This window comes from Streptomyces milbemycinicus (genome assembly GCF_002154605.1).
Lineage (GTDB): Bacteria > Actinomycetota > Actinomycetes > Streptomycetales > Streptomycetaceae > Streptomyces > Streptomyces milbemycinicus.
On sequence record NZ_MUNE01000520.1, the window covers coordinates 1 to 11,850 of the forward strand.

Below are 11,850 nucleotides of genomic sequence, written 5' to 3' on the forward strand. Positions count from 1 at the left end.
GCGGGCCGCGGCCCGCGCATCGTCATGCTGACCACCTTCGACCTCGACGAGTACGTCTACGACGCCCTGGCCGCCGGCGCCAGCGGCTTCCTCCTCAAGGACATGACCGCGGAACGCCTCTTCGAGGCCGTACGCGTGGTCGCGGCCGGCGACGCCCTGCTCGCCCCCACCGTCACCCGCCGCCTCATCGGCGAGTTCGTCCGCCTACGCCCCCACACCGCCGAACCCTCCCCGCTCGCGCTCCTCACCCCGCGCGAAACCGAAGTGCTCCGCCTCATCGCGGAGGGCCTGTCCAACGCTGAGATCGCCGCCCGCCTCACGGTGAGCGCCGAGACCGTCAAGACCCACGTCAGCCGAGTCCTGGCCAAACTCGGCGCCCGCGACCGCGCCCAAGCGGTGATGCTGGCGTATGAGTTCGGCCTGGTCGTGCCCCGTTCGGGTGGCGCGGGGCCCGGGGCGCGACGATTCCCGGAGCGGTTGTGACTGCTACGGGATGAAGCGAATGGTGACGTTCGCCCAGCCGTCCGGGCTCATGTACTGCCATGTGCCGAGCTCGTCCGCCGTGAGCATCGCTTGGGAGTACAGGGCTGCGACGAGGAGTTTCCAGGGCTCGGGCCTCTCGGTGGTTTCCTCGCGTGACAGATCGCGTAGTGACTTGTCGGATGTGCTGAAGAACGTCCATTCGGCGTGCCAGGGTCCGTCAGCCATGGGGGATCGCTCCGGCGAAGTGCTCTGTGTCGTGGCTTTGTGGTGAGTATGGGACGACGACACGCCGTGTCGTCAGCGTGTCGTCGTCCCATACTCACCACAAATGGGGTCAGGGGTCTGTCTACGCGGGGGCTATGCCGCGTTGGCGCTGGGCGTGAAGCTGTGCGATGGCCCGCAGTTGGCGCCGCTCGTACTGTGTAGCGGGTCGCACTGAGGCACAGTGTGATCGCCATTTGAGGCCGGTGGGGCGGGTGAGGCAGACCATCGGTCCGTCGAAGTCGGTGATTGTTCCCGGCATTTCGTAACGCCGGTCGTAGACCACCATGCCGACCGCCAGACGGGGGAGGATGCCGGTCCAGTCCGCGCCGTTCACCGCTTCACCCTGGCACGGCATCGGGCGCGCGGGAACGGGGAGGGCGGCGGGTCGGCCCCGGGTGGGATGAACACGACGCCGGAGCGCACGTCCAGCGCTCCGCTGTACCGTGTCCACCACCCCTCGGGGGAACCCTCGTATGAGGTGTCCGCGAACGGGTCGGTGTCCGTCCACGTGGTCGTCTCGACCGGAGGCGCGTCAGCGTTGGCCCCCCAGGGGCTTGGCGCGTCGACCCTGGTGGCTGGTGCGTGGTTCACTTCGCCCCCCGTCCCAGATGCTGAGCGATCTGTTCGCTCAGGGCCACCGACTGTTGCCGCAGTTCCTCCAGGGTCGGGCGGTCCTGGCCGCCCTGCTGATGCTCGTCGTGTCCGTGCTGTCCGTCGTCCTGCCCCTGCTGCGGCGGGGGCGTTGTTGGGGTGTTCACCTACGTCACCACCCTCATGCCGTGGATGACGCGCGGGCCGATGTCGATGCCGCGCATGGCCAGCCACAGCGTCCGCCGCCGACGCCGCCGCAACCGACGCTCGGCGCTCTGCTCCCGCTGCTGTTCGTACGCGACGACGTACGGCCGGACCATGGCCGCCGCGTGGCCGTCCGGCGGCCCGGAGGCCGGGCGGAACGGGACGGTGGGGCCGTCCGCGCGCTCCGCCGAAACGGGCCGCGCGGGCGCGTCGGGCAGGCGCGCCGTGTGCATCGTCGGCGCGCCTTGGTGCCGCACGGCGGGGCGGCCGTTGGCAGCCTCGGCCGCGCGGTGACGGCCGGACGGCGGCAACAGCAGCCGTAACAGCGCTACGAAGATCCAGGCGATAGCCTGGGCCATGCTCATCAACCTCCAAGCGGTTGAGGGGCCACGCCCCCCGGGCCCGTCGCAGTCGGGTTGCGGGCGTCTTGCATGTGGCGAGGATCTGGAGTAAGGCCGCCGTCCACCTCGACTACGAACGCGAACTCGCCCAGCAGTTGGATAGGGCGACCGGGGTTCCGTCAGTTCAACGCGGGGATGGGACGGTCCGGAGCGTCGAGCCAGGGAGTGTGCACGCCGTCGGGCGTGATCGTCATCCCGAAGCGGGTGGGATCGGGACTGCCGACGTGCCGCCACCAGTGGTACGCCGCCTCCACCTCGCTCCACAGTCGACGCGGACCGTGCTCCCACACCATGAACCGCTCATCGGTCCGACCGTCCCAGTCGACGGCCGCCCACGACGTGGCATCGGTGGTGGCCAGCCACAGCCGGGAAGTCACCCCCTCGACGGGGTTGTCGTGCCACGTCCGCCACACGTCCCGCGTCATGAGCCCGATAGCGAACTGAGCCGCCCAGTCGTCCCCCGTCACTGCCCAGGGCGACAGTCGCGCGATGGACTCGGTCGGCACATGCTCATCGCGCACCACGTCCCGGTAGATCCGCAGATCCGTGCGCTGGTTACGCATGAGCATGAACGCCGAATGTGGAGAGAACCAGCCGGATGCCCGCCCTTGTCCATCCACCGTCAGTCGCAGGAGCCCGTAACAGAACCACGGTGACTCCCACGGGGTGAGGATTACTCCGCCCGGTCGTGTCTGTTCCACCCAGGCGCGGGGCACATCCCGCACCGAACAGGTGGCGATGACCCGGTCGAAGGAGGCGGCGGCCGCATGGTTGACCGCCCCGTCTCCGCTGATCACCGTCGGCTCCAGCCCTACGTCCTTCAGGCGGCGCGCGGCCTGTTGTGCGAGAACGGGGTCCACCTCGACCGTGGTGACCAGCCCCGGACCCAGCCGGTGCGACAGGAGTCCAGCGTTCCAGCCCGTGCCGGTGCCGATCTCCAGCGCTCGGCACCCATCCGCCAGGTTCAGCAGGTCGAGCATGCGGAAGACGATGGACGGTGCGGATGCCGACGAGGACGGCCAGCAGTCGCCGTCACCCGGATCGGTACCGTCGTTGATCTGTGTGATCACCGGATCGTCCGCGTAGGCCGTCTGCAGCCAGGCCGCCGGGTCCGCCGCGTACGAGCAGGGCGTCAGGTCCTCACCCACCCACACTCTCTCCGGCAGAAACGCGTGGCGCGGAACGGCCCAGAAGGCGCGCTCCCACTCCTGTGCCAGAGGTGAAGGGAGTGTTTTGTTGAGAGTTCTGAGCAGACCGCGCATGGCGATCTGCTCAGCCGCACCAATGTTCACCATCAGGCGCGCTCTACTTCCCGTGCTTCGGGGGCTGCTTGGGCTGCGCGGTGTCCGGCGACGGCGCCGAGGTACCCGGGTCCTTCTTCCCCGAGTGCTTCCCATCGCCCCCGCCGCCGCCATTACCTGTTCCCCATGCCATGACCTGCTCCCTCGGTTGTGGCTGTCATTACGGTGGTGCACCCGCTCCGACCTCGGCCCATCTTGGGGTCGGAGCGGGAGTCAACAGGCATTGCTGACAACGTCAAGGAAACCGCTGGAATATGACGCACTCCACGGCATCAATGCGGCAGTCTTGATGCACATCGGCTGCACGGTGTGCACCACGCACGTGATAGGCGAGGTTGAGAGGGGGACGCTCGTGGGCCTTGCTGAGCGGCGGAAGGTCCTGGGCTACAGTCAGGAGACGTTGGCCCAGGCGCTCGGCGTCGACCGCACAACAGTTGGCCGCTGGGAGTGCGGAAAGAGCGAGCCTCAGCCACCGTTACGACCGAAGCTGGCTGAGATTCTGCAAGTCGACCTTGCCGACCTGGACTCCCTCTTAGGGCGATCACACGCCTTGCCCCAGGAGGCCGCAGGGTCATCACCGTCCAGCGACGACCACACCCCGGGGGTCACCGAGGACATGATCCGACGCGAGTTCCTGCGCGCTATAACGGTGACCGGTGCACTGGCGGCATTGCCCGGTGACGAGGTGGAAGAGCTCAGTGAAAGGGCGCACCGAGGGGCCGTGGCCGACTTTCTGCGAATGAACGCCCACCTGTGGCAGGTGTACCAGCTCGCCTGCTCGAAGGGGCCGGTTCTCCCTATCGTGCACGAGCAGCTTGGCACCTTGAGTAAGGCGTTCAAGAAGCGACCCAGCACAGAAGTGCCGTCACTGTGCGGCGCCGCAGGAGATCTCTTCCAGCTCGCCGGGGAGCTTGCCTTCGACAGGAACCGCTACGCGGATGCTGCCTCCTCGTATGCCGTGGCGGCTTCGGCGAGCAAGGACGCGGGGGCTTTTGATCTCTGGGCTTGCGCACTCATCAGGCATGCGTACATCGATCTGCATGACCGCCGCTACGGAGAGGCCGCAAACCTTCTCTCGGCTGCGGAACGGATCGCCAGGCGTGGGGACAGCGAGCTGTCAACGCGTCATTGGGTCGCAGCCGTGCAGGCAGAGGCGTATGCGGGCATGGATGATTTCACCGCCTGTGAGCGTGCGCTTGACAAGGCCGAACAGGTGACGCACCTGACTGGCTTGGGCCACAACGGTGGATGGCTGCGATTCGACGGCTCGCGGCTTGCCGAGGAGCGGGGAGCCCGCTACTTGCAGCTCGGGCGCCTTGACCTTGCCGAGAACGCCCTCGTGACGGCATTGGGTGAACGCGCCCTCGCTCCGGGGCACTCGTTCCGTCGCCGGGGGGCTGTGCTTGTGGATCTCGCCGTCATCGGAGCAAAGCGCCGTGACGTAGATCAGGTTGTGACGTTCGGCCGTAAGGCCCTGCGACTGGCGCAGGAGTCCTCTTCGGGCTATGTCGCCCGTAGGCTCCGGGCGCTGCGAGCTGAGTTCGGCCCACTGGCCCGCGATGGCCGTGTGGCCGGGCTGAAGGCGGAGATCAACGCGTTGGGCACGACGTGACGAGAGAGGCAGGCATGTCCCAGATCGAAGGTGCACGAGTGTTTCGCGAGGCGTGGATCGCCGGTGTACAGGAGCACTTTCCCGGCGAACCAAAACCCAGCTATGTCACGCCTTGGGACGACACCCCGGAGTGGGAGCGCCAAGCCGCTGGTTCCGTGTACGAGCAGGTACACCGGTTCCTGGAGCTGAGTGGCGGCCACGCGTCACGCCTGTCGCGTGAGCAGAAGGGCCGCTTCATCGCAATCTGCTGGACGGCGCAGATCTTCAAGCACTTCGAGGACCCGAAGCCCTCATACGTGGCGGACTGGCCCAACTTGCCGGACTGGCAGAAGGAAACCGACGCGGACATCTTCGAAGCCATCGAGAAGTCTCTGAGCTGAGGCCCGTCAGGAACGGCCCGGTCTTCTGTCGCGTACGGCCCCGGTTCCCAGGCGGAACCGGGGCCGTACGCATGGTGGGCTCAGCCGTCGACAGCATCACGACACCCTCTTCGCGAGCCTCCTGAACGCTCGAAGACGGGTATGGGGCATGGAGTCGGCTTGTGTCAGATCTCGTACAGGTGGTGCGGAATCGCTCGCTTCCAAACCACCTCGAAAGCGGTGAAGCAAAGCTTCACGGTCTCCGCGTCTGCTGTGATCTCGTCCTCCACCACCACACCGTCACCCGAGAAGTGGTGCACTCTGAGCAAGGTCGTGTCGAACAACCAGAAGTCGTTCCCGGGTAGTGGGATGTTCGTGGTCAGACGCCGGGGCAGCCACCGTACCTGCTCTCCTGCCGTGACGTTGGCGTGGGTGACGTAGTGCTCCCACCGGATGTACTCCGATACGGGCTCGGAGACGACTCGGGTTCGGCGGATCGCCACACCCCGGGCCACGGTGTCCGCAATCAGCTGATCGTAGGGATGCCACCAGGATTCGCGATCCTCCCAGTCGATCCGTTCACCGCGCCGCCATGCCTCGAACCGTTCCGTAGGAGCGTAGAAGTCTCGTAGCTCCAAATGGACGGCCGACTGCTCGGTCTGGCCAAGCAGCTCAGCGAAGCTGGGCACGCTCGACGGCATCGCATGCCTCCTTGATCATCGGGATCATCCGGGATGGGATCCCGACCGTAACGGAGTGGGGCGGCAGCGGAAGCTTCGGTTCAGTGGGCGGGCACTGACTTTTGTCATCGGCAGGTGGTGATGGCCGGATCTGCCCGCCGCGGCGCGCGATCGGCAGGATCGAAGTGTCAGCAGGAAGCCAGGAAGCGCGACACCGACCACCGAGGGACGGATGGACATGAGCGGCGTCATCACCTCCGAGCGGGGCCAGGAGCAGGGCCAGGAGCAGGACCAGGCCACTGCCACGGCGCCCGCCACGGACCTCGTGGACGTCAAGCCGCTGCCGGTGTGGTTCTTCGCCTTCGAGGGCGTGTGCGGCGCGGCCTACGATCTGTGTCATGCGTGGTCGGGGGCGTGGATGGTGATCGCCGCCTTCGCCGCCGTCAATATCGTGGTGGGGCTGACCGTGCTGCGCCGCCGGATGAAGCTGGTGCGGGCGATGCTGAAGAACTCCCGCACCCGGAAGATCGCCTTCGGGCTGATCGCCCTGCGTCTGGGCGCGCATGCCGCGCTGGGGGCGGTTGGCGCCGAGGTGACGTCGACGGCGGGGCATCTGGCGTTTGCCGCGGTGATGTTCGGGGCCACGGTGGCCCTGCTCTACGTCGACCAGCGCATCGCCTTCAAAGCACTGGGCCTCGGGGACGCGCGATAGGCCCGGCAGTAGGCCCGGCAGGGGGACTGGCCCCCTGCCGGGTTAGCGTGTCAGCCGCACTTGCGGCCGCTGTTGATGCAGCTCACGGCCTGCTTCATCAGCTTCTGCGACATTACGTTGATGAAGTCGCCGTGGTCCGTCACCGGCTTGTGCAACTGCTCGGGGAAGCTGTCCACCGCGAAGTTCCGGGCGCCGGGCGCGAGCTTGTAGGTGATCCGCTGGACCAGCTGCGGGATGGCCTTGAACCCCTGCTGGCACGAGCCGTCCGCGCGGGCGAACGCCACATGCGTACGGTGGTTCGCGCTGTCGATGTTCTTGCCGTCCCAGCAGCTCTGGAACTTGAACGTGCGCACCACGTTGCTGCCCTTCGGGCACAGCGGGTACTTGTCCTTCAGCTGGCGGTTCTCGAATCCGGTGCAGCTCCAGGACGCGTTGGCGTTGGCCGTGCCGTTGGTGAACGCCTTGGCGTCACCGGTGATGATGCGCAGGAACTTGGGCATCTCCACGACCTTGGAGACGGGGTTGCCCTTGAAGCTGAGCTGTACGGAGGTGGGCCGCAGGATGCGCCCCACGTTGCCCTCCGTTCCGCCGCCCGGGGCGCCCGCGTCGAACTCCTTCGTGCCGTCCTGGAGCCGCAGGACCGGCCAGTAGTGGGTGGAGCGGTCGCCGTTGGTGCAGGTGGTCCCGGCGGATTCGAGGACCTGGTTGGAGGCGAAGGCGTCGGTCTTCTTATTGCCGACGTAGTCGTGCATGTGGTGGGCGCCGTTGCTCACGCCGGGGGCCACGATGACGTTGTCGGAGTTGAAGTGCTTGTTCTCGTTGCGTCCGCAGCGCGAGGAGAAGGTGCCCTTGGAGCCCTTGCCCTGCACCCGGGGGTTCTTGACGTTGGGCTTGACCTTGCGGATGTCCACGAAGTCCGCCCGCTGCGGGCCGGACTGCTGCTGACCGCCCGTGCCCTGGGCGCCCGTGCCCTGACCGCCCGTGCCCTGGGCGCCCGCGGCCGGGGCCGTGTTCCCCGCCGCGGGGGTGTTCGGCGCCGCGGCCTGGGCGTCCGCGGCGGCCGCCTGATCCTGCTTGACCGTGCAGGCCGCGAGCGAGTCCAGGCCCGACGGGCGGGGCTGGACCTTCTCGATCTCGGTGGCGATCCGGTCCAGGGTCTGCCGCCGCTCGGACGTCAGCGGGTCCAGTACGCGGGTGCGTACGGACTCCTGGTCGGCCTTCGCGCCCGGCTCCGCGAGCCGCTGGTACGCGTCGGCGACCTGGCTGTCCATCTTCGCCAGCTCGTTGTTGACGGCGGGCCGCGCCTGCTGCGGCACGTTCGACAGGCTGGTGGCGACATCCGGGCACTTGACCGTCATGCCGGCCCGCGCAGCCGCCTGTTGCGCCGGGGTCTCCTTGGCTGCCGAGGCGTTGTTGTCGGTCATCAGGAGCGCTCCGCCCCCGACAGCCAAGGCCGTCACACCGACCACGGACATCACGATCACTCGGGACCGCTTATGTCTCTTCCTGTTTTTCACCGGGCCGCCCCTCATCGGTTGTCGTCGCATACCGAAGAGATACGTAAACGGGGGCGGTTCTTCTCAGCGTTCTTGTCAGCCGCCTTCCGTATCCCGCCGCCCACCGGGGCTGACCAGCCCGGTTTCATACGCCACGACCACGGCCTGGACCCGGTCGCGCAGCCCGAGCTTGGCGAGGATGCGGGCGACATGGGTCTTGACGGTGGCCTCGGAGAGATGGAGGCGGGCGGCGAGTTCGGCATTGGACAGGCCCTGGGCCAGCAGCCGCAGGACCTCGGCCTCGCGCGGGGTCAGCGCGGCCAGGTCGCGGTGGAGCGCGGAGGTGTCGGGGTCCCGGCGGGCGTAACGCTCCACGAGGCGGCGGGTGATGGCCGGGGCCAGCAGCGCGTCGCCGGAGCGGACCATGCGGACGGCGGCGACCAGATGTTCGGGGGTGACGTCCTTGAGGAGGAAGCCGCTGGCCCCGGCGGACAGCGCCGCGTAGACGAAGTGGTCGAGGTCGAACGTGGTCAGGATGATCACGCGGGGCTCGCCGGGGGCGCCGGTCAGAATGCGCCGGGTCGCCTCCAGACCGTCCACATCAGGCATCCGGATGTCCATCAGCACCACATCCGGCCGGGTGCGCCGGACCGCCTCGACGGCCTCGGCGCCGTCCGCCGCCTCGGCGACCACGTCGATGCCGTCGGCCGCCAGGATCATCGTGAAGCCGGTACGGACGAGCGCCTGGTCGTCGGCGACCACCACGCGCAGCGGCCCGGTCACCTCTCCTCCAGGGGGCACATCTCCTCCAGGGGGATGGTTGCTTCGACGCGGTAACCGCCACCGGGGCGCGGCCCGGTGTGCAGGGTCCCACCGTAGACGGACAGCCGTTCGTGCAGTCCGATCAGCCCGCGCCCGCCGCCGGCCGCCGCGGACGCGCTGGGGGTGCCGCCGGTGTCGGTGACCGCCACCCGAAGCTGGTCGTCGCCGTAGGCGACGGTGACCTCCGCCGTCGATCCGACCGCGTGCTTCACGGTGTTGGTCAGCGCCTCCTGCACCATGCGGTACGCGGCGAGGCCGATCCCGGACGGGACGGGCCGCGGCGTCCCGGACACTGTCAGCTCGACCGGCAGTCCGGCCTCCCGCACCCGGGCGACCAGCGCGTCCAACTGGCCCAGGCCCGGCTGGGGGGCGAGGTCCGGGGCGGCCCCGGCCTTGTCGGAGGCCCCGCCTCTGTCGCCGTCGTCCATGGTCAGCAGGCCCATGGCGTGGCGCAGTTCGGCCATGGCCGCCCGGCCGCTCGCCTCGACCGCGAGCAGCGCCTCGCGGGCCCGGTCGGGGGTGGCCGCCATGACCTTGCGGGCGGCCCCCGCCTGGATGATCATCACGCTCACGTTGTGCGTCACCACGTCATGCAACTCGCGGGCGATACGGGCGCGTTCCTGCTCGGCGGCGCGGCGCAGCTCCGCGGCCCGCTCCCGCTCCAACGCGGACATCCGCGCGTGGGTCTCGCCGGCCCGCAGCTGCCAGGTGCGCAGCCCGTTGGCCGCCACCACGATCGGCACCAGGATCAGCAGCGGGATGTACTCGTTCTGGACGACGGGCAGGGTGCCGTCCGCGAGCCTGCTGAGCGCGAACACCGCCACCGGCAGACTCGCCAGCGTGGCCCGCCGGTACGGACTGTAGGCCGCGGCGCCGTAGGCGGCGATCACGCAGGCGTAGGAGGTGATCCTCGGCGCCTCGGTCGGCGTCAGCGCGACCGCGACCGTCACGATCCACAGCACGGCGAGCGGATACCGGCGGCGCAGCGCGAGCGGCGCCGAGGCGAGGACCGCCAGGGCCGCCGGGCCGAACCAGCCTCCGTGCTCGTCGGGGTACGCGGGCGGTTCGCCTGGGGGCAGGGGCTGCTCGTCGGGGTACGTGGGTGGTTCGCCTGGGGGCAGGGGCTGCCCGTCGGGGTACCACGGCTGGACCACGCCGTCGACGACTTCCCCGGCCGGGCTGTCCGCGTACTCCAGCGCGTACTGGACCGCGGCGATGCCCAGAACCAGCGCCAGCACCACGTCGAGGAACAGTCCGCGGCGGGTGGGGCGGGGCAGCGGGCCGGTGGCGCGCTTCAGCGGCCCGGCCAGCTCGCGCAGCCGGGCCGTCAACGGCACGTTCATCACCGGCTCATTCTCGCCATCGGCCCGGTCCCGGGACATCCTCCCGCCGGTCCTCGGGGCGCCCGCCCGTACATCGCTCGCCTACATCGCAGGGATGACCCCGGCCGTCCTCATCCCGGCGAGGTACCGGAAATGACCCGGCCGAGCGACGTGCCCAGGCAGGGCGCGCCCCTAGCGTCCAAGCGCCAGACGTACCTGTTGAGGGAGAGACGACCATGACCACGCCGGTGATCGAACTGCGGGATGTGAGCCGCGGATACGACGGGGGGCCGCCCGCGCTGGACGACGTGTCGCTGACCGTGCGGCCCGGGGAGGCCGTCGCGATCCTCGGGCCGTCCGGCAGCGGCAAGTCCACGCTGCTCAATCTGATCGCGGGCCTGGACCGGCCGGACGCAGGCACCGTCACCGTCGATGGGGTGCGCGTGGACACCCTGGGCGAGGCGGCGTCGGCGCGCTTCCGGCGCGCGAAGATCGGCATGGTCTTTCAGTTCTTCAATCTGCTCGACGATCTGACCGTCGAGGACAACGTCGCCCTGCCCGCGCGCATGGCGGGCCGGTCGCGCGGTGCGGCTCACCGGCGCGCGGCCGAACTGCTCCAGTCGCTCGGCGTCGACCGGCACGCCGACGCCTATCCGGGGCGGTTGTCCGGCGGCGAGCGGCAGCGCGTCGCGGTGGCCCGGGCCCTGGTCAACCGGCCCGCGCTGCTGCTGGCCGATGAGCCGACCGGCGCGCTGGACACCGCCGCGGGCGAGGCCGTCCGCGATCTGCTCACCGAGCTCAACGCCGCCGGGCAGACCGTGGTCCTGGTCACCCATGACCTCGCGCTGGCTCAGTCCTGTACGACGCGTACGGTCCGGCTGGTCGACGGCCGGGTCGCCGCAGAAGGGCACACCGTCATGGCGGAGGAGGCCCGATGAGCGCCCTGGGCCGCGTCGTGCGCTCGGGGGTGCGCCGCCGCCGGATGCAGAACGCCGTGATCGGCCTGGCCACCACAATGGCGGTGACCGCGGCCGTCCTGTGCGCCTCGCTGCTCGTGGCCTCCAGCGCGCCGTTCGCCGATGCCTTCGCCAAACAGCGCGGCGCGCATCTGTCGGTGCGGTACGACGCGGCAAAGGCCACGGCCGCGCAGCTGGCCGGGTCCGCGGACGCCCGCGGGGTCACAGCGGCGGCCGGGCCCTTCCCGACCGCGTCGGTCACCCCGAGCCTCGACGGCGAGAAGCTCGTACCGATGTCGGTTGTCGGCCGCGCCGATCCCGGCCGCGATCCGGTCGACCGCGTCACCCTGACCGAGGGAGTCTGGGCCACCCGGCCCGGCCAGATCGTGCTGTCCCACGATGCCGGAGTGCCCCCTTCGCCGGGCCTGCGGCTGAACTTCCCGGACCTGCCCGGCGAGCCGACGCTGACCGTGGTCGGCGTGGCCCGCTCGGTCAGCCGCACCGCCGACGCCTGGGTGGCCCCCTCCCAGATCGCCGCGCTGACCGCGCCCGGCGCTCGCCCCGGCTATCAGATGCTCTACCGCTTCGCTCACGCGGACACCGGTGCCCGGATCGCCGCGGGGCGCGCGGCGGTGACGGCGGCGGTG

Annotated in this window: 13 protein-coding genes and 1 pseudogene; 6 read left to right on the top strand and 8 right to left on the bottom strand. The window is 69.5% G+C overall.

All coding sequences use genetic code 11. From position 1 onward, the window contains the following. A partial coding sequence (locus CCN51_RS36185) for a LuxR C-terminal-related transcriptional regulator (RefSeq protein ID WP_107426148.1) occupies nucleotides 1-483 on the top strand: 483 nt, incomplete at its 5' end. Between the two features lie 3 nt (nucleotides 484-486). Here CCN51_RS36185 and CCN51_RS36190 read toward each other — a convergent pair. From CCN51_RS36190 to CCN51_RS36205, 4 genes are all read right to left on the bottom strand, one after another. Next, complete coding sequence (locus CCN51_RS36190; protein ID WP_086860565.1) at nucleotides 487-708, bottom strand: hypothetical protein; 222 nt, start codon at nucleotides 706-708, stop codon at nucleotides 487-489. Nucleotides 709-1,334: 626 nt separating this feature from the next. Continuing rightward, nucleotides 1,335-1,505, bottom strand: coding sequence for a hypothetical protein (locus CCN51_RS56080; RefSeq protein ID WP_014178160.1), 171 nt, complete (start codon nucleotides 1,503-1,505; stop codon nucleotides 1,335-1,337). Beyond that, entirely contained in the window at nucleotides 1,506-1,901 is a 396-nt protein-coding gene (locus CCN51_RS36200) for a hypothetical protein (protein WP_238545416.1), read from the bottom strand. 161 nt (nucleotides 1,902-2,062) lie between these two features. Further along, a complete protein-coding gene (locus tag CCN51_RS36205) occupies nucleotides 2,063-3,238 on the bottom strand; it encodes a methyltransferase domain-containing protein (RefSeq protein WP_043487306.1) in 1,176 nt (391 codons plus the stop codon). Nucleotides 3,239-3,596: 358 nt separating this feature from the next. On the opposite strand from CCN51_RS36205, the gene CCN51_RS36210 reads away from it, so the two are divergent. Both CCN51_RS36210 and CCN51_RS36215 read left to right on the top strand, forming a co-directional pair. Continuing rightward, on the top strand, nucleotides 3,597-4,856 hold the full coding sequence (locus CCN51_RS36210) for a helix-turn-helix transcriptional regulator (RefSeq protein ID WP_055414250.1): 1,260 nt from the start codon (nucleotides 3,597-3,599) through the stop codon (nucleotides 4,854-4,856). 14 nt (nucleotides 4,857-4,870) lie between these two features. Then, on the top strand, nucleotides 4,871-5,236 hold the full coding sequence (locus tag CCN51_RS36215; protein WP_014178164.1) for a hypothetical protein: 366 nt from the start codon (nucleotides 4,871-4,873) through the stop codon (nucleotides 5,234-5,236). A 164-nt stretch (nucleotides 5,237-5,400) separates the two neighbouring features. Here the strand turns inward: CCN51_RS36215 and CCN51_RS36220 are convergent, their stop codons facing one another. Next, nucleotides 5,401-5,916: a DUF6879 family protein gene (locus tag CCN51_RS36220; RefSeq protein ID WP_014178165.1), complete on the bottom strand. Its 516-nt coding sequence runs from the start codon at nucleotides 5,914-5,916 to the stop codon at nucleotides 5,401-5,403. Nucleotides 5,917-6,133: 217 nt separating this feature from the next. On the opposite strand from CCN51_RS36220, the gene CCN51_RS36225 reads away from it, so the two are divergent. Beyond that, a complete protein-coding gene (locus CCN51_RS36225; protein ID WP_238545417.1) occupies nucleotides 6,134-6,607 on the top strand; it encodes a hypothetical protein in 474 nt (157 codons plus the stop codon). Between the two features lie 50 nt (nucleotides 6,608-6,657). On the opposite strand, the gene CCN51_RS36230 is transcribed toward CCN51_RS36225, so the two are convergent. The 3 genes from CCN51_RS36230 to CCN51_RS36240 form a co-directional block, all read right to left on the bottom strand. Beyond that, the gene (locus tag CCN51_RS36230; RefSeq protein ID WP_319637649.1) at nucleotides 6,658-8,031 is read right to left on the bottom strand and encodes a DUF1996 domain-containing protein; all 1,374 of its coding nucleotides are present in this window, start codon (nucleotides 8,029-8,031) and stop codon (nucleotides 6,658-6,660) included. 168 nt (nucleotides 8,032-8,199) lie between these two features. Further along, nucleotides 8,200-8,886: a response regulator gene (locus CCN51_RS36235; RefSeq protein ID WP_014178168.1), complete on the bottom strand. Its 687-nt coding sequence runs from the start codon at nucleotides 8,884-8,886 to the stop codon at nucleotides 8,200-8,202. Then, nucleotides 8,883-10,268, bottom strand: coding sequence for a sensor histidine kinase (locus tag CCN51_RS36240; protein ID WP_106436660.1), 1,386 nt, complete (start codon nucleotides 10,266-10,268; stop codon nucleotides 8,883-8,885). Before CCN51_RS36240 ends, CCN51_RS36235 begins: the two co-directional genes overlap by 4 nt. A gap of 215 nt (nucleotides 10,269-10,483) precedes the next feature. Here CCN51_RS36240 and CCN51_RS36245 point away from each other — a divergent pair, with 215 nt between their 5' ends. After that, nucleotides 10,484-11,185 carry an ABC transporter ATP-binding protein gene (locus CCN51_RS36245; RefSeq protein ID WP_014178170.1) on the top strand — a complete coding sequence of 234 codons (702 nt, stop codon included), beginning with the start codon at nucleotides 10,484-10,486 and terminating at the stop codon, nucleotides 11,183-11,185. Continuing rightward, a pseudogene (locus CCN51_RS36250) lies at nucleotides 11,182-11,850 on the top strand (ABC transporter permease); the annotation flags it as partial. The gene CCN51_RS36245 and the pseudogene CCN51_RS36250, both read left to right, overlap by 4 nt.

Coding starts and splice junctions, on each gene's coding strand:
- CCN51_RS36190 (WP_086860565.1), bottom strand. CDS start 708: ATGGCTGACGGACCCTGGCACGCCGAATGGACGTTCTTCAGCACATCC.
- CCN51_RS36200 (WP_238545416.1), bottom strand. CDS start 1,901: ATGGCCCAGGCTATCGCCTGGATCTTCGTAGCGCTGTTACGGCTGCTG.
- CCN51_RS36205 (WP_043487306.1), bottom strand. CDS start 3,238: ATGGTGAACATTGGTGCGGCTGAGCAGATCGCCATGCGCGGTCTGCTC.
- CCN51_RS36215 (WP_014178164.1), top strand. CDS start 4,871: ATGTCCCAGATCGAAGGTGCACGAGTGTTTCGCGAGGCGTGGATCGCC.
- CCN51_RS36220 (WP_014178165.1), bottom strand. CDS start 5,916: ATGCCGTCGAGCGTGCCCAGCTTCGCTGAGCTGCTTGGCCAGACCGAG.
- CCN51_RS36225 (WP_238545417.1), top strand. CDS start 6,134: ATGAGCGGCGTCATCACCTCCGAGCGGGGCCAGGAGCAGGGCCAGGAG.
- CCN51_RS36230 (WP_319637649.1), bottom strand. CDS start 8,031: ATGACCGACAACAACGCCTCGGCAGCCAAGGAGACCCCGGCGCAACAG.
- CCN51_RS36240 (WP_106436660.1), bottom strand. CDS start 10,268: ATGAACGTGCCGTTGACGGCCCGGCTGCGCGAGCTGGCCGGGCCGCTG.
- CCN51_RS36245 (WP_014178170.1), top strand. CDS start 10,484: ATGACCACGCCGGTGATCGAACTGCGGGATGTGAGCCGCGGATACGAC.